This is a genomic window from Salinicola sp. LHM, assembly GCF_034479735.1.
Taxonomy (GTDB): Bacteria; Pseudomonadota; Gammaproteobacteria; order Pseudomonadales; family Halomonadaceae; genus Salinicola; species Salinicola salarius.
Map to the genome: position 1 here is coordinate 671964 of NZ_CP140261.1, position 24919 is coordinate 696882.

Below are 24919 nucleotides of genomic sequence, written 5' to 3' on the forward strand. Positions count from 1 at the left end.
CGCTAACCAGCCCATTGCTTCAAACAAAGGTGGATGCATGAAGCCCGTCCTCAAATGGATGCCTCTGGTGTTGTGCTCGTCGCTGGTCCTGTCCGGCTGCGGTCTGTTCCAAGACGGTTATTACTATGACCGCAACGACGAGTACCAGAACGCCAAGATGACCCAACCGCTGGATCTGCCGGCTTCGCGCAATCAGGTTCGTTATCAGGATTCGATGCCGGTTCCCCAGGCCGACAGCGATTTCTCGTCGACGGAGGCCATGGACGACGCGCCGCGTCCGCAGCCGCTGGCCTCCGGGCAGAGCGACGAGCAGCCTTATGTCGAAATGCGTCAGGCGGGCAGCGAGCGTTGGCTGCTGGTCGATGCCGCGCCGGCCAGTGTATGGCCGCGCCTGCAGGGCTTTGCCGTCGATCATGGCGTCAATCCGACCGCCATCAATGCCGCCAGCGGCCGCATCGATACCGCTCAGGGAAGCATGAGCCTGCGTCAGGGGCTGCGCAGCGGTACCAGCGAAGTCCGCTGCGATATCGGCAGCAGCGCCCAGTGTCTGACCTCGGTCAAGGCGTATCTGGACAGCAACCATACCGCCGACAGCGGCGTGTCGCTGGCCGCACAGCCGCTCGACCAGAGCGAGCGCGTGAAGCTGCGCAACCGCGACGGCGGCTGGAAGCTCGACCTGGCACTGGACAGCGAGCGTGCCTGGTCCGAGCTCTACTATCAGTTGCAGAACGGATTCGATGACGATCGCCTGACGGTGACGGATCAGAACCGCAGCGCTGGCCAGTTCTTCGTCGACTATCTGCCGCTGGAAGCCGACGACGGTGGCTGGTTCGACTGGTTCGGCAGCGACCCGCAGCCCAACCATTACCGCTTGCAGCTCGACTCGAACGCCAACAGCACCGTGGTGACGGTCGACGATGCCGATGGTCAACCGGTGGCACCGGCCGCGGCACGGGAGCTGCTGGACGCGATTGCGTCCACGCTGCGCTGATGGCGTCGCCTTCCACACCGGGCCTTCACTTCGCCTCGCTGGGCAGCGGCAGCAAGGGCAACGCGACGCTGGTCAGCGATGGCGAGACCCTGGTGCTGGTGGATTGCGGTTTCGGCGTGCGCGAGGCGGAGAAACGCCTCGCGCGGTTGGGTGTCCATCCGCGCCAGCTGTCGGCGGTGCTGGTCACCCACGAACACAGCGATCACATCACCGGGGTGGGCGCCCTGGCGCGCCGCCACCAGTTGCCGGTCTATCTGAGCGCCGGCAGCTGGTTCTCCGGCAGGTTGGGCGAGGTGCCCAGGCACGAACTGCTGGTGCCGCAGGCACGCTTCGCCATCGGCGGGCTGGAGATCGATCCGGTCACCGTTCCCCATGATGCCCGTGAACCGATCCAGTTCTGCTTTCGTGCCCACGGCCGCCGCCTCGGGGTATTGACCGATCTCGGCCACCCGACGTCTCACGTGGCCGATGTCTTCGGCGGCTGCGATGCGCTGTTCCTCGAGTGCAATCACGATCCGCGCATGCTGGCCGAAGGCCCCTATCCGCCGCACCTGAAGCGCCGTGTCGCCGGTCGCTGGGGCCATCTCGCCAACGGCCAGGCGGCGGAACTGCTGCGCCGGCTGGGGCTCGATCGGCTACAGCGGATTGTCTGCTCGCACCTGTCGGCGCAAAATAATCACCCCGAGCGGGTACTGGAAACTCTGGTGCCGCTGCTCGACGGCGATGAGTCGCGTCTGCTGGTCTCGGCCCAGGATAGCGGTATCGACTGGCAGCAGGTGGCCTGACGGTGACAGGAACCGTCTCGTCGCCACACCACGTTTCACCTTCATCACCCTCATGAACCTGCTGCCCCAAGGGGCCGCGACGCGGAGACAGCTCCATGCAAAAACGCGATCTTCTCTATGCCGGCAAGGCCAAGTCGGTCTACCTGAGCGACGACCCGCAGCGGCTTGTCCTGCACTTTCGCGATGACACCAGCGCCTTCGACGGCAAGAAGAAGGAAGCCCTCGAGCGCAAGGGCATGGTCAACAACAAGTTCAACGCCTTCATCATGGAGAAGCTCCAGGCGGCGGGCATTCCCACGCACTTCGAGCAGTTGCTCTCGGACACCGAGTGCGTGGTCAAGAAGCTGGAGATGATTCCGGTGGAGTGCGTGGTGCGCAACCTGGCCGCCGGTGGCCTGGTGCGCCGCCTTGGCGTCGAAGAAGGCATCGCCCTGAATCCGCCGACCTTCGAGCTGTTCCTGAAGAACGACGAGAAGGGCGACCCGATGATCAACGAGTCGCTGGCCGAGACCTTCGGCTGGGCGACGCCCGAGCAGCTGGCGACCATGAAAGCGCTGACCTTCCAGGTCAACGACGTGCTCAAGCAGCTGTTTCTCGATGGTGGCATGCTGCTGGTCGACTACAAGCTCGAGTTCGGCGTCTTCGAGGGCGAGATCGTGCTGGGCGACGAGTTCTCGCCGGACGGCTGCCGGCTCTGGGATGCCGAGACCCGCGAGAAGCTGGACAAGGATCGCTTCCGCCAAGGGCTGGGCGGCGTGATCGAGGCCTATGAGGAGGTGGGGCGGCGTCTGGGCATGACCTTCTAGCAACGCTGTCTCAATTCCTGCGCGGGCAAATTGCTTTGTTGTACGGCCCCGGTGCGCCGGTCCAATCGGAATCCTCACCCATACCCCATAGGCTCCGGTTCCTGCGCGCCGTACGCCTTGCACATTTTCATGAGAGGTCCCGACATGACAACGTCGGGGCTTCTCGCTTTCTGGCGATGAGGTTTCCGGCGTATGCCTGCGCCTTCAGTCGATGCGTTCCGCGCTCTCGATCGTGATCGGCGTCTTCGGCACATTGGCGTGAGGGCCCTGGCGGCCGGTGGCAACGCCGGCGATCTCGTCGACGACGTCCATGCCGGAAACCACGTGGCCGAACACCGTATAGCCGGGGTTGTAGAGATCGCGGTAGTTCAGCGCGCTATTGTCGACCAGATTGATGAAGAACTGGCTGGTCGCGGAATCCGGATTGGCGGTTCGCGCCATGGCGATGGTGCCGCGGGTATTGTCGAGACCGCTTTTCTCCAGCGCGATCGGTGCGTGGGTCTCCTTCGGCTCAAGATCCGCCGTCATGCCGCCGCCCTGGATCATGAAGTCCTGCATCACGCGATGAAAGACCGTGCCGGCATAGAAGCCTTCATCGACGTAGCTCAGGAAGTTATCCACCGTCTTGGGGGCCGCCTGGGCATCGAGTTCGACTTCGATGTCGCCCTGGCTCGTGTGCAGGCGCACATGCGGATGATCGGCATCGGCGAGCGCCGGAAGAGAGAATGCCGTCAGGGCGGACAGGCAAAGGGCAATCAGCGACTTTTGCATCGAAGGCACTCCAGTCATTCATCGAAGTTCGCCAGCCTAGCCGCATCGGTGCCGAGTGACCAGCCCTGGTCACGTTCGATCCGCTCATCAGCGCGGCTCGATTGCTTCCACCCGAATTTCGGTGTCGACGGCACCTTCCATGACTCGAAAGCGCACGTTGACGTCGCGCAGGAAGACGCCGTAGCGCCGGGTGACGTCCTGCCGGTTCGAGCCGCTGCCGTGATAGGCGGGGCGTGGGTCCTGGGCCAGCACCTCTTCGATCAGTCGGGACAGCGATTCACCGTCGGGATGGCGCTGCAGCGCTTCCTGCGCCGCGGCACTGAAAGTGACGCGGTGCCGGGGCGGCGGCGCAGGCGCGAAACCGGCATCGGCATCGGGGCGGGACTCGGCCCAGGGCAGATAAGGCTTGATGTCGAGAATCGGCGTGGCGTCGCAGAGATCGTGCCCCCGCAGGTGCAGTTTCACCCGGCTTCGATACTCGGCCAACCGAGACCCGGCAATCGGCGTCTGGGCGAACGCGGGTTTCGGCGTGCATTCGATATCGACCAGCTCGACCAGCGACAGGCCAAGGCGGTTGGGGCGGTGGGTGCTGCGGCTGGCGAAGACGCCGATGCGCTGATTGCCTCCCAGGCGGGGCGGCCGCACCCGGGGCGTCCAGTTCTCCGGGCTGCGATCGAAGACGAAGGTCAGCCACAGATGGGTCATCGCCTCCAGGCCTTCGACGGCGAGCGGATCGTCGAACGCTGGCGCCAGATAGAGAATCGCCCGCGCCGACGGCGCCAACCCCGGCTGGCGCGGAATCCCGAACTTGTCGGGGTAATCGCTGGCGACATGACCGATCGTCTCCAGCGTGAAAGCGCTGTCGGACACTGGGGCATGGCATGAGGGCTCTGGAATCATGAAATCGCGCTTTTCGAGGTGAACTTTTGCAATGGTGCCATAATGCAGTAGCGCTCGGCCCCGGGTGCGGCAGGATTCCGGAAGCTCGCATGATACCAAGGAGAGGTGTTTGATGAGTTTTTTGCATGTTTACCACGAAGCCGATGGCGACCAGCCGTTGCTGTCGACGCGCGATGACGAACGTATCAAGCTGGAACTGGGCGCCCATCAGATTCTTTTCCAGTCCCATTCGCTACCGCCGCTTCGCAGTACCGCCAGTGCCGACGAGGTGCTCGATGAGCACGCCGCGCTCATCGACGAGATGCGTCTGCACAGCGGGTGTCAGCGGATCGAACTTCGCGGCATGAGCCCGGTCTATCCCGATGGCCAGTTGCGGCGGGAGCTGCTCTACAGCGAATCGCGCGGCATGGGGCAGCAATGGCATCTGTTTCTCCATGGTCAGGCGATTTTCTACCTGCATCTGGCTTATCGTGTCTATGTCGTTGGCTGCGAGCGCGGCAATCTCATCACCATTCCCGCGAATCTGCCTCACTGGTTCGATATGGGGCCACAGCCGGATTTCGTCACCGTGACGCTCAGCGAAGGGGATACGGATTCGCTGGCGGAAACCGCCAGCGACATCGCGCTGCGCTTCCCGCGCTATGAGTCTCTGGTCAACGACGCGGCGTGATCCGGCGGTGTCGTTGATGGTCGGTCAGCTCGGAGGATCTCGATATGCTCGAACGAACCCGCTTCCGTGAGGCATTGCCTCGGGATGCCTCGGATCAGGCCGAAGTTTTTTACCATGCGATCATGGAAGGCGCGGCCAATCACTATACCCTGGCCCAGCGCGAGGCCTGGGCATCGGCGCTGCCGCGCACTGCGGAAGCGTGGATGGCGCGGCAGGCGATCCACTCCACGCTGGTGGCAGAGTGCGACGGGCATTGCATCGGCTTCTGCGAACGCGATCTCCGGGCCGGGCGCATCGAAACGCTCTACGTCTGGCCGTCGGTGGCACGACAGGGGGTGGGATCGCGTCTGCTGTCGCTGTCCATCGAGGCATTGAGAGAAGCGGGGCACAGCGAGGCAATGATCGAAGCGAGTCTGGTGCTGGCGCCGTCGTTGGCCGGGCGCGGTTGGGTGGCCCAGGGCGAAGAGTGGAGCGAACGCCAGGGCGAGCGGCTGCCGCGAGTGCGAATGCGATTGGCACTGGATGCCGGCGGCACGTGAACCCAACCGTTGCCGGTTTCGGACGTCTCCATTTCCCTTGAGGCGAGAAATTCGGTAGAGTCGCTTCCATAATGAAAGTGACCCACGATATTTCCTCTTTCTGCCCGGTGGCCCGCGCACTCGACTGCGTCGGCGACAGCTGGACGCTGCTGATCCTGCGCGACGCCATGCAAGGCGCGCGTCGCTTCGACGAGTTCCAGCGCGGCCTGGGCATCGCTTCCAGCATGCTGACGCGGCGTCTGGATCGCATGGTCGCCAACACGCTGTTCGAAAAGCGCTGCTATCAGCAGCATCCGCCGCGTTACGAGTATCATCTGACGGCAAAGGGCCACGACCTCGCACCGGTCATTCTGATGCTCTACCGCTGGGGCGAAGACCATCTGCCGATCGAAGCCGACGGCTTCCATCTGGTCGATCGACAGACCCTGGACCCTGTCGATCCGATCCTGTACGACCGCCACCACGACAGGCCATTGTCGCCCGGCGATGTGCGTCTGGCCCCCGGCCCCGACGCCAGCCCGGCGGTTCATGCCCGTATCGAGCGCATGCAGAAAGCCTTCGACCGTGGTGCTTCTTCCCACTCGCAGACAGCGGCAGCGAAGGCCTCTGGCCAGCTTGTCGATGCTGCGAGTAACTCGATCAATGACTGAAAGGACATCGTCATGCGACGTATCGTAGTGACAGGTATGGGCATCCTCTCGCCGTTGGGATGCGGTATCGAAACCGTGTGGCAGCGTTTGCTGTCGGGCGCCTCCGGCCTGCGCCGGCTGCCGGCGGAGACCGTCGAAGGTCTGGCCGTGGGCGTCGGCGGGCCGGTGCCGACCATCGAGGAAGACAGCGCCGGCTTCGACCCGGATGCCACCATGGATCCGAAAGAGCGGCGCAAGATGGACCGCTTCATCCAGATGGCGGTCGCGGCGGCGGAAGAAGCGCTGACCCAGGCCAACTGGTTCCCGCAGACGGAAGCCGAGAAGGAGCGCACGGCGACCCTGATCGGCTCGGGCATCGGCGGCTTTCCCGCCATTGCCGATGCGGTGCGCACGGTAGACAGCCGGGGGCCGCGGCGGTTGTCTCCGTTCACCATTCCTTCGTTTCTGGCCAACCTCGCCTGCGGCCAGGTCTCGATCCGTCATGGCTTCAAGGGCCCGCTCGGCGCACCGGTGACAGCCTGTGCCGCCGGCCTGCAGGCGATCGGTGATGCCGCGCGCATGATTCACGCCGGCGAAGCCGATGTCGCGCTCTGCGGCGGCAGCGAGGCGTGTATCGATCGCGTCAGCCTGGGTGGTTTCGCCGCCGCCAAGGCGCTCTCCAGCCATTTCAACGACACGCCGGAGCAGGCGTCGCGGCCGTTCGACCAGGCTCGCGACGGGTTCGTGATGGGGGAAGGTGCCGGCCTGATCGTGATCGAGACGCTCGAACACGCCCTGGCACGGGGTGCGACGCCGATTGCCGAGCTGGTCGGCTACGGCACGACCTCCGACGCCTACCACATGACGGCAGGGCCCGAGGACGGCTCCGGCGCGGCGCGCGCGATGCAGATCGCACTGCGCCAGGCCGGGCTGGAGGCGTCCGAGATCCAGCATCTCAACGCTCATGCCACCTCGACCCCGGTGGGCGACCGAGGCGAGCTCGCCGCCATTCATCGCCTGTTCGGCGATCGCTCGCCGGCCATCAGCGCGACCAAGGCGACCACCGGCCATCTGCTGGGTGCCGCGGGCGGCGTCGAAGCGATCTTCACGCTGCTGGCGCTGCGTGACCAGACCGCACCGCTGACCCGCAATTATACCGATCCCGACCCGATGACGGCGGGCCTGGACATCGTCCACGGCGAATCGCGCCAGATGCCGATGGAACATGCCATCTGCAACGGCTTCGGTTTCGGGGGCGTCAACGCCAGCGCGATCTTCAAGCGCTACGAGGCGTAAACTTTCGGCCACGAGCCACGAGCCACGAGCCACGAGCCACGAGCCACGAGCCACGAGCTACGAGCTACGAGCTACGAGCCACGAGCCACGAGCCACGAGCTACGAGCCACGAGCTAAAAAAGGCGCCAGCGACATTGTCGCTGGCGCCTTTTTGTTCGGGCGAACTCAACTGCGCGATGCGTGCCAAGACGTAGCGCCGACGAAAGTCGCAAGGCTAAACTCGACGTTGGCAGCCGCTCGAACCTAGTCCTTGCGATGGGGACCTGTGCTGATACCTTCGGCATAGGACGCTTTTCGCAATTCGCCGTCCCATCGCTGAAAGCCGTGGGGCTGCCGCCTCCTTATACTCGATTGACATAACCCCTAACCCTCAGGGAGAAAGACATGGCCGCGAGCCCGACACGTGACGATTTCGACCGCTACATGACCCCCAACTATTCGCCCCAGCAGGCGATTCCGGTGCGCGGCGAGGGGAGCCGCCTGTGGGATCAGGCGGGCAAGGAGTACATCGATTTCGCTGGCGGTATCGCGGTCAATGCGCTGGGGCACTGTCATCCGGCGCTGGTCGGCGCGCTGACGGAGCAGGCCAACAAGCTGTGGCACCTCTCTAACGTCTATACTAACGAGCCGGCACTGGCGCTGGCCAAGCAGATGGTCGAGCGGACCTTCGCCGACAAGGCGTACTTCTGCTCTTCCGGCGGCGAGGCCAACGAAGCAGCGTTCAAGCTGGCGCGGCGCTGGGCTTTCGACAACTTCGGCGAGAAGAAGCACAAGATCATCTCGTTCAAGCAGGCGTTCCACGGCCGTACGTTGTTCACCGTCAGCGTCGGCGGTCAGCCCAAGTACTCCGAGGGGTTCGGCCCCATCCCGGGCGGCATCGTGCACGCCGAGTTCAACAATCTCGACAGCGTTCGCGCGCTGATCGATGACGATACCTGCGCCATCGTGGTCGAGCCGATCCAGGGCGAAGGCGGCGTGACGCCGGCAACGCCCGAGTTCATGCGCGGTCTGCGCGAGCTGTGCGATCAGCACCAGGCCCTGCTGGTCCTCGACGAAGTGCAGTCCGGGGTCGGTCGCAGCGGCAAGCTCTACGCCTACATGCATTACGGCGTGACCCCGGACATCCTGACCTCCGCCAAGGCGCTGGGCGGCGGCTTCCCGATCGGCGCGATGCTGACCACCGATCGCGTGGCGCCGTCGCTGGCGGTGGGAACGCACGGTTCCACCTACGGCGGTAACGCGCTGGCCTGCGCCGTGGGTCTGGCCGCGCTGACCACCATCGATACGCCGGAAGTGCTGGCGGGCGTCGAGCGTCGTCACGAACTCTTCCGCGAGCATCTCGAGGTCATCAATAGCAAGTACGGCGTGTTCAAGGAGATCCGCGGCATGGGCCTGCTGATCGGCGCCGAGATGAGCGACGACTTCGAGGGCCGCGCGCGGGACATCCTGCCGCTGGCCATCGAACAGGGGCTGATGATTCTGGTCGCCGGCCCCAACGTGCTGCGCATGGCGCCGTCGCTGGTGATCCCGGAGGCGGATCTCCAGGAAGGCATGGCGCGGCTGGAACTGGCCATCGAGCAGCTCGTCGGTCAATCATGAACCATGCCGATGTCGTCTCAGGTGCCGTAGCGGATTCGACGACGAGAAGCGTCGGACACCTGCTGTTTCGTCCGGCGCAGTCCGGCGATCTGGCCGCGATCGAGCGGCTGGCTGGCGGCTCCACGCCCAAGCTGACCAACCTGCCCGCGCATCGCGACCGGCTGGAGGAGCGGATCGCCCGCTCCTCCCGTTCGCTTGCGCGCAATGTCGACTTCCCCGGCGACGAGCTCTACACCTTCGTGCTTGAGGATCGGAACCTGGGGGAAATCATCGGCACGGCGAGCATCCGGGCTCAGGCCGGCGCGCAGGATGCCTATTACACCTACCGCCAGGAAACCCTGATCCACGCCTCGCAGCAGCTCAACCTGCGCCATGAGGTGCAGACGCTGTCGCTCTCCCACGAGATGTCGGAAGTCTCGCTGCTGTGCGCGCTGTCGCTGGATTCGCGCTACCGCGGCACCAGTGCGGCGACGTTGCTGCGCCGCGCCCGGCTGGTGTTCATCGCCCAGTATCCCGAGCGCTTTGCGGAGACGCTGGGCGTCGCCTTCCCGGGCTTTCTCGACGAAGCGGGCGGCTCGCCGTTCTGGGACAGTGTCGGCCGCCACTTCTTCGAGCAGAGCTACCACGAGATCAACCTGCTGGCGGGTGTGCGCTCGAAGAGCTTCATCGCCGAGGTGATGCCGCAGTTCCCGCTCTATCTGCCGTTGCTGACGCCGCAGGCCCGGGCGGCGATCGGGCGTGAGCATCCGGCCCACGAGCAGGCGCTACAGGAGATGCTGGCCGAAGGCTTCGTGCGTTCGCGCCATGTCGATATCTTCGACGCCGGCCCGGTGGTCAGAGTGGAAAGGCAGCGGCTGCACACGCTGACCCACTGCGGCTGGCACCCGGTGCGGATCCGTCCGGCGGCCTCGCTGCCGGATGCCGAGCCGGCGATGGTGGCCAATCAACAGCTGGCGGATTTTCGCTGCACCGTCGCGCGTTACGCGCTCACCCCGACCGGCCAGCTGCTGCTGTCGGAAGAGCAGGCGGCATTGCTGGGCGTCGAGGAGGGGCGTGCCGTGCTGGTCGCGCCGCTGGCGCTACCCAATGTCGAAGACGCGCTGGACGAGGGAGAACTGTAATGCGCCTGCGACCCATTGGGCACCACGATATCGACGAACTGCAGGCCCTGGCCCAGGAAACCGGCGTCGGTTTCACCTCGCTGCCCAACAGCCGCGAGTTCCTGACCGCCAAGATCGACAACGCGGTAGCGGCTTTCGAAGGCCGTGTCCCCGAGCCGGAGCGGCTCTATTTCTTCGTGCTCGAGGACGAGCAGACCGGCGAGCTGGCGGGCTGCTGCGCGATCGAGGCCGAAGTCGGCCGGGAGACACCGTTCTACCACTATCGTGTCGGCAAGCTGGCCCACTCTTCGGTCCAGCTCGACCTGCATCGCACCATCGACACGCTGTTTCTGAGTTCGGATCACACCGGTGACGCCGAAGTCGCCTCGCTGTTCCTGCGCCCGGCCTACCGGCGTGACCGCAACGGCACGCTGCTCTCCAAGGCGCGCTGGCTGTTCATGGCGGAGTTCCGCGAGTGTTTCCCGGCCAAGGTGCTGGCGGAAATGCGCGGCGTCTTCAGCCTGGACGGCGTCAGCCCGTTCTGGAACAGCCTCGGCAGCCACTTCTTTCCAATGGAATTCAAGCAGGCCGACCAGCTCACCGGGCTGGGGCAGAAGAGCTTCATCGGCGAGCTGATGCCAAAGTACCCGATCTACGTGCCGTTTCTGCCGCAGGCGGCGCAGGACTGCATCGGCCAGGTCCACGAGCACACCCGGCCCGCGCTGGAGATGCTCAAGAAGGAAGGGCTGCGCTGGGAAGGCTATATCGACATCTTCGACGGCGGCCCCACGGTGGAAGCCTATATCGATGACGTGCGCGCCATTCGGCATTCGCGCTGCGTCACGGTGGAAGTCAGTGGAGAGCGGTTGGCGCAATCCGAGCGCCCCGGCTGGCTGGCAGCGACCACCGGCATGAACGACTTCCGCTGCAGCTGGATCGGCCGCGGCCCCAGCGAGGATGACGTAATCACGCTCACCACCGCCGAAGCCGAACGCCTGGACGTGACCAGCGGTGACCGGTTGCGGGTGCTGGAAACCTGAGCTTCGAGCTTCGAGCTTCGAGCTTCGAGCTTCGAGAAAGGGATTGCGAGCTTTCAGCGTGATCGAATCCTGAATTTCGCGGCTCGCGGCTCGCGGCTTACCAACCAATCATCAGGAGCGACATATGCACGCCAAACAACAACTGCTGATCGACGGCCGCTGGATCGAGGGCGCGGCGGCGTGTTTCGACAAGCGCGATCCCGTTTCGGGCGATTCGCTGTGGCAGGCCGCGGCGGCGTCGCCCGAGCAGGTCGACGAGGCGATCTCGGCCGCGCGGCGTGCGTTTCCTGGCTGGGCGCGCCGTCCCTTTGCCGAACGTCAGGTGATCGTCGAGCGTTTCCGCGATGAGCTGGAAAATCACCGCGAGCCGTTGGCCCGCAGCATTGCCCACGAGACCGGCAAGCCGATCTGGGAGGCGCGCACCGAAGTAGGCGCGATGATCGGCAAGGTGGCGATCTCGTTGACGGCCTATCACGAACGGACCGGCGAGCGCGCCCGGGACGCCGGTGGCACACGCGCCGTGCTGCGTCATCGTCCGCATGGCGTGCTGGCGGTCTTCGGCCCCTACAACTTTCCGGGCCATCTGCCCAACGGCCACATCGTGCCGGCGCTGCTGGCGGGCAACTGCGTGGTGTTCAAGCCCAGCGAACAGACGCCGATGACCGCCGATCTGACTCTGCAGTGCTGGGAGCGGGCGGGCCTGCCTGCCGGCGTGATCAACCTGGTCCAGGGCGCGGCGGAAGTGGGGCAGGCGCTGGCGGGCAACGCCGATATCGACGGGCTGCTGTTCACCGGCAGCGCCAAGGTCGGCGGGCTGTTGCACCGCCAGTTCGGCGGCCAGGTCGGCAAGATCCTGGCGCTGGAGCTGGGCGGCAACAACCCGCTGGTGGTGAAGGACGTGCGCGATCTCGACGCGGCGGTGCTGACCATCGTCCAGTCGGCGTTCCTCTCCGGCGGCCAGCGCTGTACCTGTGCGCGTCGCCTGATCGTGCCGGAAGGGGAGGCCGGTGATCGACTGATCGAGAAGCTGGCGCAGGTGCTGGCCGAACTGCGGGTGGCCGAGCCGTTCAGCGAGCCGGCGCCGTTCTATGCCGGGCTGGTCAGCCCGCAGGCGGCGGAAGGCCTGCTCGTGGCGCAGCGCGATCTCGAAGCCCGCGGCGGACGCGTGCTGGTACGCATGCAGTCGCTGCAGGACGGCACCAGCCTGCTCTCGCCCGGGCTGGTCGATGTCACCGGCTGCGACGTGCCCGACGAAGAACACTTTGGCCCGCTGCTCAAGGTCCATCGTTACCAGAGCTGGGACGAGGCGATCGAGCTGGCCAACGACACCCGCTACGGCCTTTCCGCTGGCCTGATCGGTGGCGACCAGGCTGACTGGGACGACTTCCTGCTGCGGATTCGTGCCGGTATCGTCAACTGGAACCGCCAGACCACCGGCGCTTCCAGCGACGCGCCGTTCGGCGGCATCGGCGACAGCGGCAACCATCGCCCCAGCGCCTATTACGCGGCGGACTACTGTGCCTACCCGGTGGCCTCGATGGAGGCCGATACGCTGACGATGCCCACGGAACTGCCACCGGGGGTGACACTGTGAGCAGCGAAGCGGACATGACGGCCGAGCAGGACGTGCGCGAGGTCAACTTCGACGGCCTGGTCGGCCCGACCCACAACTACGCCGGGCTGGCCCACGGCAACGTGGCCTCGATGCGCCATGGCGGGCTCGCGTCCAACCCGCGCGAGGCCGCGCTGCAGGGCCTGGCCAAGATGAAGTCGCTGATGGACGCTGGCTACGCCCAGGGCGTGCTGCCACCACAGCAGCGCCCGGACCTGGGCGCCTTGCGGGCGCTCGGTTTCCAGGGGGACAACACCCAGGTGCTGGCGCGGGCCGCCAGGGAAGCGCCGCAGATCCTGCGGGCGGTGTGTTCGGCCTCGTCGATGTGGACCGCTAACGCCGCCACCATCACGCCGAGTCTCGATGCGCCCGACGGCCGCGTTCACTTCACGCCCGCCAACCTGCAGTCGAGCTTCCATCGCTATCTCGAGCCGGAGACCACGGGCCGCGTACTCGCCTCGATCTTTCGCGACGAACGCCATTTCGCCCATCATCCCGTGCTGCCGGCGACGCCGGCATTCTCCGACGAGGGTGCCGCCAATCACACGCGCCTTTGTGGCGACCACGGCGACGCCGGTGTGCATCTGTTCGTCTATGGCCGTCAGGCCTTCGGTGGCGAGCGCGCCCCCAAGCGCTATCCGGCCCGTCAGACGCTGGGAGCGAGCCAGGCGATCGCGCGCCAGCATGGCCTCGAGGATTCCCGGGCCGTCTTCGCCCAGCAGCATCCCGACGCCATCGACGCCGGTGTCTTTCACAACGACGTGATCGCCGTAGGCAACGGGCCGGTGCTGCTCTATCACGAGATGGCGTTTCTCGACGAGGAGAAGACGCTGGACGCGCTGCGCGAACGAATGACGACGCCACTCATCCCGGTGCGGGTGCCCAGCGAAGCGATCAGTCTCGAAGACGCGGTATCGACCTACCTGTTCAACTCGCAGTTGCTGTCGAATCCGGATGGCAGCATGACGCTGGTGGTACCGGGGGAGTGTCAGGAAAACGAATCCGTCTGGCGGACGATTCAGGACCTGCTGCTGGCGGGCTACAACCCGATCAGCGAGGTAATGGTCAAGGACGTCAAGCAGAGCATGCGCAACGGCGGCGGCCCCGCCTGCCTGCGTCTGCGGATCGTGCTGTCCGCGGCCGAGCGTCAGGCGCTGAGCGGGCGGGTGCTGTTGAACGACGCGCTCCATGCCGATCTGGTGGCCTGGGTCGAGCGGCACTATCGCGACAACCTGACCCCGGACGACCTGGCCGACCCCCGGCTCGCCGACGAGACACTCACGGCGCTCGACGAGCTGACTCGGCTGCTCGGTATCGGCAACGTCTATCCGTTTCAGCGCGAGTCGACAGAACGCGCGTAACGAGACGCCTTCCTGGTCAGAACCGTCGACGCCGGCTCAGCGCCGCGAGGCCGAGCAGTGCCCCCGCGATGACCGTCGTGGTGATGACAGGGTGCATCGAGGCCTCGGTGTAGAGGCTGGTCTTGGAAACATGATGCGGGTAGTTCCCGCGCTCGCGCATCTCGGTGCCGGGTTCATGTAGCGCAAATGACTGGCGATGCTCCGCACGCCCGGACTTCTGCTGATCGATCATCATGCCGCCCATGAGGCGATCGGTCAGGCGCGGCGCGAAGTAGTCGAGCATTGCGATCGCCTTGCTGCCGCCCCCGGCACGAATGTCGCGTCGGGGATGAACGGCGCAGTGCAGGATCGCCTTGGCGACGACGCTCGGCTCGTAAAGCGGCGGCGGCAGGCTGGGCTCCTGCTCGAGCAGGTTGTGGGCATGTTCGGCATAGGGCGTGGCGATGCTGCCGGGTTTGACCAGGGTGACCGAAACCGGGGCGCCCAAGGCTTCCAGCTCCACGCGCAGCGAATCGGTGAAGCCCTTGACGGCATGCTTGGAGGCGGAATACATGCCCTGAATCGGAATCGCGCGATCGGACACCAGCGAACCCAGATTGATGATCGCGCCGCCATGGCCCGCAGTGCGTGTGGAGAGATAACGCGCCGCCTCCAGCGAGCCGTGAACGACGCCCCAGAAGTTGGTCTCGAACAGCTTGCGGTGGTCTTCCAGCGGCACATCGAGCATATAGCCGTAAAGCGACGCGCCCGCATTGTTGATCCAGGTATCGAAGCCTCCGAAATGGTTGAAGGCGGTCTCGGCGATGCCGTGTACCTGAGCGGGATCGCCCACGTCAGCCACGGCATGAACCGCCTCCGCGCCACGTTGGCGAAGCTCCTCCACCAGTCGAACCAGCGTATTCTCGTTACGTGCCGATACCACGAGGCGCGCCCCCCGATCGGCGGCCATGCGCGCCGTGGAGAGCCCAATGCCGGAGGTTGCGCCGGTAATCACGACGACCTGATCTTCGAGATGCTTCAGCCTGATACCCATGTCGCTCTCCTTGCCGGCCCTTGACGCATCGCGCTCGTGCCTGAGCGAAGTCCGTTTCGGGACCTGTTCCGAGGTCTGTTCTAGGGTCTATTTCGGGGTCTGTTCTGGAAAATAACTCTCTACAGCATAGAAGGCGGCAGGGGATTGCAAAGCCAAGGCATGCCCCGGCTTTACCGAGAGCAATGAAAGGGAGAAACCGTGCGTCAGTCGTCCGTCAGCTTGACCATCTTCGGCCGGCCGATCAGCACGCCGGCCACGCTCTGGCCGGCCAGCAGCACGATCAGGAAGATCAGCGACAGCTGCCAGTCGCCGCTCAGCCCGTGCAGCGCGCCGAACAGCAGCGGCCCGCTGGCGCCCATCAGGTAGCCGATACTCTGGGACATGCCCGACAGCATCGCGGCGTGCTGGGGCTGACGGGTGCGCAGCACGATCATGGTCAGCGCGAAGCTGAAACAGCCGCCCTGGCCGGCGCCCAGCAGCAGCGCCCACAGCAGCGGCGAGGCCGTGGGCGCAAGCAGCAGGCCGAACAGCGCCAGCGCCACCAGCGAGCAGAGCCCCAGCACCAGCAGGCTGTGATGGGTCAGCCGCGATGCCAGGCGAGCAACGATGTAGCTGCCCGGAATGCTGGTGAGGTTGATCAGCGACAGCATGATCCCGGCGGTCGCCACGGGAACGCCGGCCTGGATCGCCACCGCCGGTACCCAGGTCTGCAGCGTGTAGAAGCTGAGCGACTGGGCGCCCATGAACAGCGTCAACGTCCACGCCACCGGACTTCTGAACAGCCGCGACATCGGCGGCCGGCGCGTGGCGGCCGGTTCTTCGGGCGCCAGCGTGAGCGCCACCCGCCACCACACGATGGCGGAGCCGATGCCGAAGGCGGCCCATAGCCAGATCGGCGTGGACCAGCTTCCGGAGAGATTCATCAGCGGAATGGCGCTACCGGCACTGATCGTGGCGCCGACGCCCATCATCACCGTGTAGAGCCCCATGGTGCGGCCCAGGCGGTCGCCGCGATCGCGCTTGACCAGGCTCGGCATGAACACATTGCCGAAGGCGATGCCCAGCCCCGCGCACAATGTCCCCAGCAGCATGACCGTCAGACTCTCGACGCCACGCAGCACGCCGCCGAGGGCGATCAGCGTGATCGCGCAGGCGATGGCGCGGTCGAGGCCGACGCGATCGGCGAAGCCCGGCGCCAACGGCGAGAGCAACCCGAAGCAGAGAATCATCCCGGTGGTGAACAGGCTCGCCGTTCCCGCGCCGATGGAGAGCGTCGACATGATCGGATCGAGTACCGGCCCGATGACGACGATCGGCGCACGCAGATTGATCGCCGCCAGACCGAAGGCGACGAGCCACAGCCAGGCCGGTAGCGGGGGACGAGAGATCGAGGCTGACGACACGGGGAATGATCCTTCGCTGAATGGGCCGGCATTTTACCATCGTTGATCGGCGTATCGGTGCTGACGAGGTTCACCACCCGTTGGCTGCGCGAGGCACGTCAAAGTCGAAGCGATTGGTGCTTGCGCGTGTAAAGTGATCGTTTTACATTGGGTGTCATGGATATTCGCACACGACTCATCTCGACTGCCGAGCAGCTGTTCGACCGGTACGGCTTCACCGCCACCGGGATGGACCGGCTGACGCAGGCCGCCGGGATCTCCAGCCGCACGCTCTACAAGCACGTCGGCAGCAAGAACGGCCTGATGGCCGTCGTCCTGAACGAGCGGGACCGTCGCTTCCATCGGCTCGTCGGCGCGGACAATATCGACGCGCTGTTCGATGCGCTGGAAATCTGGTTCGCCCAGGAGGGGGCGCGGGGCTGCCTGTTCCTACGAGCCTGGGGCGAAACCGGCGGTAGCGTACCGGAGATCGCCGAGGCGATGGCGCGACACAAGCAGCGACTGCGGCAGCGAATCGACGAGATCGTGGTGGCGGAGATCGGCCGGCGCGACGACGAGCTGGCCGAAGCGATTCTGCTGCTTTTCGAGGGCGCGACCCATGCAGCGACCTATCGCGGCGGCGCGGCCGTCGACGGTGCGCGGCGTGCCGCCCATCGATTGGTCGAGACCGCACGGGCGCCTAGACGCCGCTAGCTGGTCATGTCGTTCGACGAACGGGCCGACGCCAGGGTCGGCGAATTTTTTACGCCCGTAATGAAAACGACCGTTTTACATCTGTTCGGACTTCGACTCCGGCAAGCCGGCTTCCCAGTCTCGCGACGGTGAATGCTCGAATGGAGAATGCCTCATGAATCGCTCGGAAATGCGCCTGGTCCTCGCCGGCACACTGCTGACCGGCGTGAGCTATGGCCTGGCACGCTTCGCCTACGGTCTGTTTCTGCCCAGCATGCGCGAGGATGTCGGTCTCGGTCCGGCCATTGCCGGGATCATCGGTAGCGGTGCCTACGTCGGCTACTGTCTCGCCATCGTGGCAAGCGCGCTGCTGGTGGAACGTCTCGGGGCGCGCCGGGTGGCGATCGCCGCGGCTCTGGTTGCCGCAGGTGGCATGACGATCGTCGCCATCAGCACCAGCGCGCTCTGGCTGGCCGGCGGCATCCTGTTCGCGGGGCTGAGCACCGGGCTGGCATCGCCGCCCATGGCCCAGGCCGTCTCGGCGTCGATCGCGCCCGCTCGGCAGGGGCGTGCCAATACCGTCATCAATGCCGGCACCAGCCTGGGTGTTGCCGTTTCCGGGCCGGTGGCCTTCATCGCCACGGGGCAGTGGCGACTCGCCTACGCTGCGTTCGTCGTCGCCGCACTGCTCAATGCGCTGCTGCTATTGATGACCATGCCGCGAGCGAATGCTGGCACCGGCCGCCAATCCGGTTCACGGCAAGAAGAGCCTCGCGGCGGTCTCTGGCGCCCGCGCGCGCTGATGCTCGTGGTCGCGGCCACCAGTGCGGGCCTGGCCAGCGCCGCCTACTGGACCTTTTCGAGCGAAGCCGTGGTCATGCTGGGCCACTTCGATCAGGCGATGACCAATATCGTCTGGATCCTGATCGGTGTCGCCGGGCTGATCGGTAGTTTGGCGGGGGATTTGGTCAAGCGCCTCGGCCTCAACGTCACTCATCGTGCAACGCTGGCCGCGCTTGCGCTCTCGCTGGGTTTGCTTGCGCTGATCCCATCCAGCCTGCCGGCGGTGCTCTTCTCGGCCGCACTTTTCGGTGGCGCCTACATCATGCTCACCGGTGTCTACTTGGTGTGGGGAATCCGGCTCTACGCGGACCGACCCGCCATCGGTCTTGGCCTGCCGTTTCTGATGATCGCCGTGGGCCAGATCGTCGGCTCGCCGCTGGCCGGCTATCTGATCGGCAGCCGGGGGTACGCCTTCTGCTTCATCGTCTTTGGCCTGATCGCGCTGGCGACGATGCTGGTCGGATATCGCCCGGACGAAAAGCAGGACGAGCGACAGGAGGAAGTCGTGGCTGCTCGAGGCGCTTGCCGGAAGCCCGTTTCGTCAGCAATGTCGGGCTCTCCGGTCCCTCGCTTCTACATGCCGGCCATGCCGCCGCTGGGGTTGATGGACAGGATCGGCCGCAGCGTCGGCGACTGGCTCCGTTCGGTCAGGCGCTGATGCCGTCGCGGGGAGCCCTGGGACTCCCCGAGGCGACTCACTCTCCCAGCATCGCCTCCACGACGCAGGCGTGCTGCAGCAGCGCCGCGTCGCCGCCCTGGGGGCGAGACAGCATCAGGCCGATAGGGAGTTCCGCGCCCGAAGAAAAGTAGGGCAGCGAGATCGAGGCGGCGTCGAGATAGTTGAAAACGCTGGTGTTGCGCAGCGCCAGCCGGTTCGCGCGTTGGAACGCGGCGGCGTCATTCTCGAGATCGGCCCGCTTGGGCGGCAGCGTCGCGACATGACGGGCTCGCTCGGGTTGCAGTGGGGAACGGTGGCACAGGGCGCCCGCCAGTATTGCATAGACGATCGCGCGCAGGAGATGGGCGATTTCCGCCATGGTCGGATGTCCGTGCGCGCTTCGGGCCGCTACAATGGGTCACCCTTTCTGTATCGGACGCGGCCGATTCGCTTCACGAGAGCCGCTTCACAAGAGCCATCGCGTCCGTGCATTGTCATCTGACCGTGACACCACGACACAAGCCGACCGTCACCTTTCGCTGCATCATCCAGCCGGCCTGTGTCGCTCAACCTCTGCCCGACGTGGCAGCCAGACTGCCCTCGCGGCGAACAGACGAAAATGAGGAGTGCTTGATGAGCCAGGATTTCCCGGACGACAATTTTCCCGGCAATACGGACCACCGCCGTCGCCATTCCGCCAACGTGGTCGATGGTCCCGGCAAGGCGGCCAGCCGTGCGATGCTGCGCGCCGTCGGTTTCACCGATGAAGATTTCAAGAAGCCTCAGGTCGGTATCGCTTCGACCTGGAGCCGCGTCACCCCGTGCAACAGCCATATCAACGTCCTGGCGGAAGCGGCCAGCGACGGCGCCGATGCCGCTGGCGGCAAGGGCGTGATCTTCAACACCATCACCATTTCCGATGGCATCGCCAACGGCACCGAGGGCATGAAGTACTCGATGGCCTCGCGCGAGATCATCGCCGATTCCATCGAGGCGGTAGCCGGCTGCGAAGGATTCGACGGCGTGGTCGCCATCGGCGGCTGCGACAAGAACATGCCCGGCTGCATGATCGGCCTGGCGCGCCTCGACCGCCCCGGCATCTTCGTCTATGGCGGCACTATCCAGCCCGGCGCCGGCCACACCGATATCGTCTCGGTGTTCGAGGCGATGGGCGCCTACTCCCAGGGCAACAAGTCGCTGATCGAGGTCAAGCAGATCGAGGAGACCGCGATCCCCGGGCCGGGTTCCTGCGGTGGCATGTACACCGCCAATACCATGGCTTCGGCGATCGAGGCGATGGGCATGAGCCTGCCCAACTCCTCGGCCCAGGAAGCCGTCTCGCAGACCAAGCACGACGATTGCCGCGCCGCCGGCGAGGCCGTGCTCAAGCTGCTCGAACTGGACCTGAAGCCGTCCGACATCATGACCCGCAAGGCGTTCGAGAACGCCATCACCGTGGTCATCGCCCTCGGCGGTTCCACCAATGCCGTGCTGCACCTGCTGGCGATCGCCAATACCGTCGGTGTCGAGCTCTCCCTCGATGACTTCACCGAGATCGGCAAGCGCGTTCCGGTACTGGCGGACGTGCGCCCCAGCGGCCACTACATGATGAGCGAGCTGGTGGCGATCGGCGGTATCCAGCCGCTGATGAAGATCCTGCTCGATGCCGGCATGCTGCATGGCGACTGCATCACCGTCACCGGCAAGACGCTGGCCGAGAACCTGGCGGACGTGAAGCCGTATCCGGTCGATCAGCAGATCATCAAGCCGCTGGACAAGCCGGTCAAGGCGACCAGCCACCTGCGCATTCTCTACGGCAATCTGGCGCCGGAAGGGGCGGTGGCGAAGATCACCGGCAAGGAAGGCACCCGCTTCACCGGCCGCGCTCGGGTATTCAATTCCGAAGAGGAAGCGCAGGCGCGGATCAACGATTTGACCGTGGTCGCCGGCGATGTCGTGGTCATTCGTTACGAAGGGCCGAAGGGCGGTCCCGGCATGCGCGAGATGCTGACGCCGACCTCGGCGATCATGGGCCGCGGCCTCGGCGACAAGGTGGCGTTGATCACCGACGGTCGCTTCTCCGGCGGCAGCCACGGCTTCGTGGTCGGCCATATCACGCCGGAAGCCTTCGTCGGCGGCCCGATCGGGCTGATCGAGGACGGCGACGAGATCACCATCGACGCCGAGAATGACGTGATGACGCTGCATATCGACGATGCCGAAATGGAGCGCCGCCGCGCGGCCTGGAAGCGTCCGGCACCGCGCTACACCCGTGGCACGCTGGCCAAGTACGCGCGTACGGTCAGCTCGGCGTCCAAGGGGGCGGTCACCGACCTGCCCGAAGCGCTGGACGACTGAACCGGCGTCCAAGGTCGATGCCGTTTCGCATCGACGCTAGCCGTACGAACGCCTCGAGGTTTCGACCTCGGGGCGTTTTCGTTCGCGTACCGATTTTTTCCGTCTTTCAATGAATTCAGTTCATGAAGTGGCTGCATAACTTTCATGCCGTCATGCGCCTATCCTCATCGCCGCTTGGGTATCCTTGGCGGCCTATGTTTTCGGCGGCGCTGCGCCTGCCGACCCTCTCACCGCCTTCGAGCCGGCCAACAACGCCAAGGAAATGAAGACCAGTCGCGATCGCATCATCACCACGCATACCGGCAGCCTGCCGCGAACGCTCGAACTATCGAAGCTGCTGGTCATGCGCGAGCAGGGGAAGCCGGTGGACACCGCGGCTTTCGATAGCGAGGTCGCCCGCTGCCTGGACGGGGTGATCGCCGCGCAGCTCGACGCCGGGCTCGACAGCATCAACAACGGCGAGGCGCCGCGGGTCGGCTTCTCGACCTACGTCACCGAACGCATGACCGGCTTCGGCGGGGAAGGGCGGCGCAAGCCGACGCTGGATATCCAGCGCTTCCCCGGCTACGCCGAGCACATGGCGCGTCAGATCGGGGTCTCCGAAGATCTCGCCAAGGTCTGGAACACGCCGCTGGCCCAGCGCGCCGTCCAGTACGACCCGACGCTGGCCGGGGTCAAGGCGGAGCTCGCCTCGTTCGATGCCGCGCTCGCCAATCGCCCTCAACCGCTGGAGACCTTCATGACGGCGGCGTCTCCCGGCGTCGTGACCACGACCATGCTGCGGGCGGAGAACAACCCGGACTATCCCACCGACCGCGACTATGTGCTGGCGGTGGCGCGGGAGATGAAGCAGGAGTACGAGGCCATCGTCGCGGCCGGTCACGTGCTGCAGCTCGATGCGCCGGATCTGGCCATGGAGCGGGTGATCATGTTCGGCGATGACGATCTGGGCACGTTCCTCGAACGGGTCGAGCTGCACATCGAAGCGATCAACCTGGCACTGGAAAACATTCCCGCCGACAAGGTGCGGCTGCACGTCTGCTGGGGCAACTGGCAGGGGCCGCACCAGGATGATGTGCCCGTGGCCGAGCTGCTGCCGATCCTCTACCGGGCCAAGGTCAGGGCGCTGAGCATTCCGCTGGGCAACCCGCGCCACGAGCACGAGACGGTGTCGTTCAAGACGCATCCGCTGCCGGATCACATGCTGCTGATGCCGGGCGTGATCGACGTTACCACCAACTATCTCGAGCACCCGGAGGTCGTCGCCAACCGCATCTGTGCGTCGGTGGAGGCCATCGGTGACCGTGAGCGTGTCGTCGCTGGCACCGACTGCGGCTTCGGCACCTTCGCCAGCTACGAGTTCGTCGCGCAGGACGTGGCCTGGGCCAAGCTGAAGGCGCTGAGCGAAGGGGCAGCCATCGCCACTCGTCGGCTGTGGGGCTGAGCATTCATTGCAAAACGTAACCTTGCAGGACCTGGCCTTCTCCTATACTTCGGAAGCAAACGGCACAACAGGGAGAGGTGCAATGTCGATGAAAGGGACGATGAATACCGGCCTGGGGTTGGTGCTCGGCGCGATGCTGTTCGGCGGCGTGGCTATGGCACAGGACAAGACTAGTGATCAGCCCAATCTGGACAAGCAGTCGGGAGATCAGACCAACGAGCAGGAGGATGCTCGTGAGACGGCGGTGCAGCAGAAAGGGGCTCCCAAGCTCGCGCAGGAGTGTCGCGATCTGGCCGTGCAGAAGGATGAACAATCCGAGGAGATAGATGGCAAGTCCATCTACGAGACCAACGCCAAGAACTACAAACAGGGAGAGGAGTTCGAACTGCTCGTCGATCTGCTTGGCGAGGGCAACGCCAAGTACAATCTTACTTGCAAGATCGACGCCGATGGCAACATGAGTTACGAGGGCATGGAAAAAACCTCCACCGTCAAATCCAGCCCGGGTGGCGCTTGAGTCTATTCCGTTGGATACGCCATGGCTTCGTTGCGACGCCATGGCGCGGCTGTTTCGTCTACGTGTCTGACGGGTTCGCAATAGGGTAGCGATGGCAGAGGCGATTCCTTCGGCAACGTTCGAGACCGATGCTCCCGTCGGCGTCATTTCGGATACTCACGGGCTGCTGAGAGACGAAGCGCTGGCGCTGCTGGCCGGTTGCTACCCGCTGATTCACTTGGGCGACGTGGGTGATCCGGCCGTTCTTGAGCGTCTGGCCGAGCTCGCGCCCGTTCATGCCGTCCGTGGCAATATCGATACCGAGGGCGAATGTGCGTCCTTGCCGTTGCACCGGCGCCTGGTGATCAATGGCCGGGTTCTGCAACTGGTTCACGATATCGCAGATATCGATCCCGGGATGAGCTGTGAGGCCGTGCTGCATGGCCATTCCCACAAGCCGCGCAACGAGTGGCGAGAGAGCGCCAGCGGGCGCCAGCTGTGGTTCAACCCCGGCGCGGCGGGGAAGCGCCGTTTTCGTCTGCCGATCACGCTCGGCAAGCTATGGATCGACGAACGCGGCATTCGCGGCGCTATCGTTTACCTGCCGTTATGAACGGAATTACTCGTCCTCCGGCGTGATTCGAATCAGCGCACCGTTGCTGGCATCCGTCAGTACCCATAGTGCGCCGTCCGGCCCTTCCGTCACGTCGCGCACGCGGCCGAGAGATTGTGCGAGACGCTGTTCGCCGCTTACCCGTTCCCCATCGAGCGTGAGCCGAACCAGGCCGCCCGGGGAGAGCGAGGCGATGATCAGATTGCCCTGCCAGCCGGGGAAACGTTCTCCCCGGTAGAAGGTCATGTCGCCCGGGGCGATGACCGGGTCCCAGTAGTAGATCGGCTGCTCCATGCCTTCCTTGGCGGTCAGGCCCTCGCCGATGGGCGCGCCGCTGTAGTCCTCGCCGTAGGTGATGATCGGCCAGCCGTAGTTCTTGCCGGGTTCCGGGACGTTGAGCTCGTCACCACCCTTCGGGCCGTGCTCGATCGTCCATAGTTTGCCGCTTTCCGGAGACAGCGCGGCGCCTTGCACATTGCGATGACCGTAGGACCAGTTCTCGGCCAGCCCGTCTTTTTCGACACTTGCGTTCTGGCCATCGGCGAAGGGGTTGCTGTCGGGAATGGAACCGTCGGCGTGAATTCTCACCACCTTGCCGAGATGGGTGTTCGGATCCTGTGCCAGTTGCCTGGGTTCGGGCAGCGAGCGCTCTCCCAGGGTCACGTAGAGCCTGTCTTCGTTGTCCCACACCAGCACGGAGCCGAAATGTTTGGTGGAGTCCCAGGCCGGCGTCTGGCGGAAGATGACTTCGACGTCTTTCAGGCGGCGGTGGTCCTGGCCGAGAACGCCGCGAGCGACGGCGGTGCCGTTCTTGCCATCACCTCGAGGCTCGGCGTAGCTGAAGTAGATTCGCCGGTTGTCGGCGAAGTCGGGATCGAGGCTCACGTCGAACAGCCCGCCCTGGCCGCGGGCATCGATCTCCGGCAGCCCCTCGATCGGCTCGGACAGCGTGCCGCTTTGCAGGTCGACGGCGCGCAGGCGTCCGGGACGCTCGGTCACCAGCGCCAGGTCGTTGTCGACAAAGGCCAGCCCCCACGGGTGGGCCAGCCCTTCGGCCACGCGCGTCGTGGTCAGTGCGACATCATCCTCGAGCGCGGGGGCGCGGGTCTGGCGTTCGAATGCCGGCGTCTGATCCGGTGCGTTGGGCGGGCCGCTCTGTACCGGCTGCTGGGCCAGCGTCTCGCCGCAGAGCGATAGCAGCAGGGCAGTGCCGGACGAGGTCACGAGGCTTCGTATCATGTCAGTCTCCATGGGGTTGGCATCGCGCTTCCTTTCTGACTGTAGCAGCCTTCCGCGCGAG

General features: G+C 65.2%; 24 protein-coding genes. 18 read left to right on the plus strand and 6 right to left on the minus strand.

Annotation, left to right across the window (positions count from 1 at the left end; genetic code table 11):
* Positions 1 to 37 precede the first annotated feature (37 nt).
* From bamC to purC, 3 genes are all read left to right on the plus strand, one after another.
* The gene (gene bamC / locus R5R73_RS03250; RefSeq protein WP_276232746.1) at positions 38 to 991 is read left to right on the plus strand and encodes an outer membrane protein assembly factor BamC; all 954 of its coding nucleotides are present in this window, start codon (positions 38 to 40) and stop codon (positions 989 to 991) included.
* Entirely contained in the window at positions 991 to 1776 is a 786-nt protein-coding gene (locus tag R5R73_RS03255) for an MBL fold metallo-hydrolase (protein ID WP_071232758.1), read from the plus strand. The genes bamC and R5R73_RS03255 overlap by 1 nt, the downstream gene beginning before the upstream one ends.
* Positions 1777 to 1871: 95 nt before the next feature.
* On the plus strand, positions 1872 to 2582 hold the full coding sequence (gene purC, locus R5R73_RS03260) for a phosphoribosylaminoimidazolesuccinocarboxamide synthase (protein WP_071232759.1): 711 nt from the start codon (positions 1872 to 1874) through the stop codon (positions 2580 to 2582).
* A 204-nt stretch (positions 2583 to 2786) separates the two neighbouring features.
* On the opposite strand, the gene R5R73_RS03265 is transcribed toward purC, so the two are convergent.
* Together R5R73_RS03265 and tsaA are read right to left on the minus strand one after the other, a co-directional pair.
* A complete protein-coding gene (locus tag R5R73_RS03265; RefSeq protein ID WP_210766295.1) occupies positions 2787 to 3353 on the minus strand; it encodes a peptidylprolyl isomerase in 567 nt (188 codons plus the stop codon).
* Between the two features lie 87 nt (positions 3354 to 3440).
* Positions 3441 to 4253: a tRNA (N6-threonylcarbamoyladenosine(37)-N6)-methyltransferase TrmO gene (tsaA, locus tag R5R73_RS03270; RefSeq protein WP_322528769.1), complete on the minus strand. Its 813-nt coding sequence runs from the start codon at positions 4251 to 4253 to the stop codon at positions 3441 to 3443.
* Positions 4254 to 4365: 112 nt separating this feature from the next.
* Here tsaA and R5R73_RS03275 point away from each other — a divergent pair, with 112 nt between their 5' ends.
* The 9 genes from R5R73_RS03275 (at position 4366) to astB (ending at position 14099) form a co-directional block, all read left to right on the plus strand.
* Complete coding sequence (locus R5R73_RS03275; RefSeq protein ID WP_071232762.1) at positions 4366 to 4923, plus strand: hypothetical protein; 558 nt, start codon at positions 4366 to 4368, stop codon at positions 4921 to 4923.
* Between the two features lie 44 nt (positions 4924 to 4967).
* Complete coding sequence (locus R5R73_RS03280; RefSeq protein ID WP_276232744.1) at positions 4968 to 5462, plus strand: GNAT family N-acetyltransferase; 495 nt, start codon at positions 4968 to 4970, stop codon at positions 5460 to 5462.
* A 71-nt stretch (positions 5463 to 5533) separates the two neighbouring features.
* On the plus strand, positions 5534 to 6112 hold the full coding sequence (locus tag R5R73_RS03285) for a winged helix-turn-helix transcriptional regulator (RefSeq protein ID WP_110632320.1): 579 nt from the start codon (positions 5534 to 5536) through the stop codon (positions 6110 to 6112).
* 12 nt (positions 6113 to 6124) lie between these two features.
* A complete protein-coding gene (fabF, locus tag R5R73_RS03290; RefSeq protein ID WP_322528770.1) occupies positions 6125 to 7387 on the plus strand; it encodes a beta-ketoacyl-ACP synthase II in 1263 nt (420 codons plus the stop codon).
* A gap of 384 nt (positions 7388 to 7771) precedes the next feature.
* Positions 7772 to 8986, plus strand: coding sequence for an aspartate aminotransferase family protein (locus R5R73_RS03295; protein ID WP_322528771.1), 1215 nt, complete (start codon positions 7772 to 7774; stop codon positions 8984 to 8986).
* Positions 8983 to 10107: an arginine N-succinyltransferase gene (locus tag R5R73_RS03300; RefSeq protein WP_322528772.1), complete on the plus strand. Its 1125-nt coding sequence runs from the start codon at positions 8983 to 8985 to the stop codon at positions 10105 to 10107. The genes R5R73_RS03295 and R5R73_RS03300 overlap by 4 nt, the downstream gene beginning before the upstream one ends.
* Entirely contained in the window at positions 10107 to 11126 is a 1020-nt protein-coding gene (astA, locus tag R5R73_RS03305; protein WP_322528773.1) for an arginine N-succinyltransferase, read from the plus strand. The genes R5R73_RS03300 and astA overlap by 1 nt, the downstream gene beginning before the upstream one ends.
* A 124-nt stretch (positions 11127 to 11250) precedes the next feature.
* The gene (astD, locus tag R5R73_RS03310; protein WP_322528774.1) at positions 11251 to 12720 is read left to right on the plus strand and encodes a succinylglutamate-semialdehyde dehydrogenase; all 1470 of its coding nucleotides are present in this window, start codon (positions 11251 to 11253) and stop codon (positions 12718 to 12720) included.
* A 14-nt stretch (positions 12721 to 12734) separates the two neighbouring features.
* Entirely contained in the window at positions 12735 to 14099 is a 1365-nt protein-coding gene (gene astB / locus R5R73_RS03315; protein ID WP_322528775.1) for an N-succinylarginine dihydrolase, read from the plus strand.
* A 16-nt stretch (positions 14100 to 14115) separates the two neighbouring features.
* Here the strand turns inward: astB and R5R73_RS03320 are convergent, their stop codons facing one another.
* The gene (locus R5R73_RS03320; protein ID WP_322528776.1) at positions 14116 to 15132 is read right to left on the minus strand and encodes an SDR family oxidoreductase; all 1017 of its coding nucleotides are present in this window, start codon (positions 15130 to 15132) and stop codon (positions 14116 to 14118) included.
* 203 nt (positions 15133 to 15335) lie between these two features.
* Positions 15336 to 16535 carry an MFS transporter gene (locus R5R73_RS03325; RefSeq protein ID WP_071232770.1) on the minus strand — a complete coding sequence of 400 codons (1200 nt, stop codon included), beginning with the start codon at positions 16533 to 16535 and terminating at the stop codon, positions 15336 to 15338.
* Positions 16536 to 16691: 156 nt separating this feature from the next.
* On the opposite strand from R5R73_RS03325, the gene R5R73_RS03330 reads away from it, so the two are divergent.
* Positions 16692 to 17228: a TetR/AcrR family transcriptional regulator gene (locus R5R73_RS03330; RefSeq protein WP_110632296.1), complete on the plus strand. Its 537-nt coding sequence runs from the start codon at positions 16692 to 16694 to the stop codon at positions 17226 to 17228.
* A 154-nt stretch (positions 17229 to 17382) separates the two neighbouring features.
* Positions 17383 to 18708 (plus strand): MFS transporter, encoded by a 1326-nt coding sequence (locus R5R73_RS03335; RefSeq protein WP_322528777.1) that lies wholly within the window; start codon positions 17383 to 17385, stop codon positions 18706 to 18708.
* A gap of 37 nt (positions 18709 to 18745) precedes the next feature.
* Here the strand turns inward: R5R73_RS03335 and R5R73_RS03340 are convergent, their stop codons facing one another.
* Entirely contained in the window at positions 18746 to 19087 is a 342-nt protein-coding gene (locus R5R73_RS03340; protein WP_322528778.1) for a hypothetical protein, read from the minus strand.
* Between the two features lie 254 nt (positions 19088 to 19341).
* Between R5R73_RS03340 and ilvD the strand changes: the two genes are divergently transcribed.
* The 4 genes from ilvD to R5R73_RS03360 all read left to right on the plus strand — a co-directional run bounded on the left by ilvD (position 19342) and on the right by R5R73_RS03360 (position 23619).
* Positions 19342 to 21066 (plus strand): dihydroxy-acid dehydratase, encoded by a 1725-nt coding sequence (gene ilvD / locus R5R73_RS03345; RefSeq protein ID WP_071232778.1) that lies wholly within the window; start codon positions 19342 to 19344, stop codon positions 21064 to 21066.
* A gap of 184 nt (positions 21067 to 21250) precedes the next feature.
* Complete coding sequence (locus R5R73_RS03350; RefSeq protein WP_322528779.1) at positions 21251 to 22510, plus strand: hypothetical protein; 1260 nt, start codon at positions 21251 to 21253, stop codon at positions 22508 to 22510.
* Positions 22511 to 22592: 82 nt separating this feature from the next.
* The gene (locus tag R5R73_RS03355; protein ID WP_322528780.1) at positions 22593 to 23027 is read left to right on the plus strand and encodes a hypothetical protein; all 435 of its coding nucleotides are present in this window, start codon (positions 22593 to 22595) and stop codon (positions 23025 to 23027) included.
* A 91-nt stretch (positions 23028 to 23118) separates the two neighbouring features.
* Entirely contained in the window at positions 23119 to 23619 is a 501-nt protein-coding gene (locus R5R73_RS03360; protein ID WP_322528781.1) for a metallophosphoesterase family protein, read from the plus strand.
* Between the two features lie 6 nt (positions 23620 to 23625).
* Here the strand turns inward: R5R73_RS03360 and R5R73_RS03365 are convergent, their stop codons facing one another.
* Positions 23626 to 24858, minus strand: coding sequence for a PQQ-dependent sugar dehydrogenase (locus R5R73_RS03365; RefSeq protein ID WP_322528782.1), 1233 nt, complete (start codon positions 24856 to 24858; stop codon positions 23626 to 23628).
* Positions 24859 to 24919: the final 61 nt, after the last annotated feature.

Coding starts and splice junctions, on each gene's coding strand:
- R5R73_RS03340 (WP_322528778.1), bottom strand. CDS start 19,087: ATGGCGGAAATCGCCCATCTCCTGCGCGCGATCGTCTATGCAATACTG.
- R5R73_RS03330 (WP_110632296.1), top strand. CDS start 16,692: ATGGATATTCGCACACGACTCATCTCGACTGCCGAGCAGCTGTTCGAC.
- tsaA (WP_322528769.1), bottom strand. CDS start 4,253: ATGATTCCAGAGCCCTCATGCCATGCCCCAGTGTCCGACAGCGCTTTC.
- fabF (WP_322528770.1), top strand. CDS start 6,125: ATGCGACGTATCGTAGTGACAGGTATGGGCATCCTCTCGCCGTTGGGA.
- R5R73_RS03300 (WP_322528772.1), top strand. CDS start 8,983: ATGAACCATGCCGATGTCGTCTCAGGTGCCGTAGCGGATTCGACGACG.
- purC (WP_071232759.1), top strand. CDS start 1,872: ATGCAAAAACGCGATCTTCTCTATGCCGGCAAGGCCAAGTCGGTCTAC.
- astB (WP_322528775.1), top strand. CDS start 12,735: ATGACGGCCGAGCAGGACGTGCGCGAGGTCAACTTCGACGGCCTGGTC.
- astD (WP_322528774.1), top strand. CDS start 11,251: ATGCACGCCAAACAACAACTGCTGATCGACGGCCGCTGGATCGAGGGC.
- R5R73_RS03295 (WP_322528771.1), top strand. CDS start 7,772: ATGGCCGCGAGCCCGACACGTGACGATTTCGACCGCTACATGACCCCC.
- R5R73_RS03335 (WP_322528777.1), top strand. CDS start 17,383: ATGAATCGCTCGGAAATGCGCCTGGTCCTCGCCGGCACACTGCTGACC.
- R5R73_RS03320 (WP_322528776.1), bottom strand. CDS start 15,132: ATGGGTATCAGGCTGAAGCATCTCGAAGATCAGGTCGTCGTGATTACC.
- R5R73_RS03275 (WP_071232762.1), top strand. CDS start 4,366: ATGAGTTTTTTGCATGTTTACCACGAAGCCGATGGCGACCAGCCGTTG.
- R5R73_RS03355 (WP_322528780.1), top strand. CDS start 22,593: ATGTCGATGAAAGGGACGATGAATACCGGCCTGGGGTTGGTGCTCGGC.
- R5R73_RS03280 (WP_276232744.1), top strand. CDS start 4,968: ATGCTCGAACGAACCCGCTTCCGTGAGGCATTGCCTCGGGATGCCTCG.
- R5R73_RS03360 (WP_322528781.1), top strand. CDS start 23,119: ATGGCAGAGGCGATTCCTTCGGCAACGTTCGAGACCGATGCTCCCGTC.
- R5R73_RS03255 (WP_071232758.1), top strand. CDS start 991: ATGGCGTCGCCTTCCACACCGGGCCTTCACTTCGCCTCGCTGGGCAGC.
- R5R73_RS03365 (WP_322528782.1), bottom strand. CDS start 24,858: ATGATACGAAGCCTCGTGACCTCGTCCGGCACTGCCCTGCTGCTATCG.
- ilvD (WP_071232778.1), top strand. CDS start 19,342: ATGAGCCAGGATTTCCCGGACGACAATTTTCCCGGCAATACGGACCAC.
- bamC (WP_276232746.1), top strand. CDS start 38: ATGAAGCCCGTCCTCAAATGGATGCCTCTGGTGTTGTGCTCGTCGCTG.
- astA (WP_322528773.1), top strand. CDS start 10,107: ATGCGCCTGCGACCCATTGGGCACCACGATATCGACGAACTGCAGGCC.
- R5R73_RS03285 (WP_110632320.1), top strand. CDS start 5,534: ATGAAAGTGACCCACGATATTTCCTCTTTCTGCCCGGTGGCCCGCGCA.
- R5R73_RS03265 (WP_210766295.1), bottom strand. CDS start 3,353: ATGCAAAAGTCGCTGATTGCCCTTTGCCTGTCCGCCCTGACGGCATTC.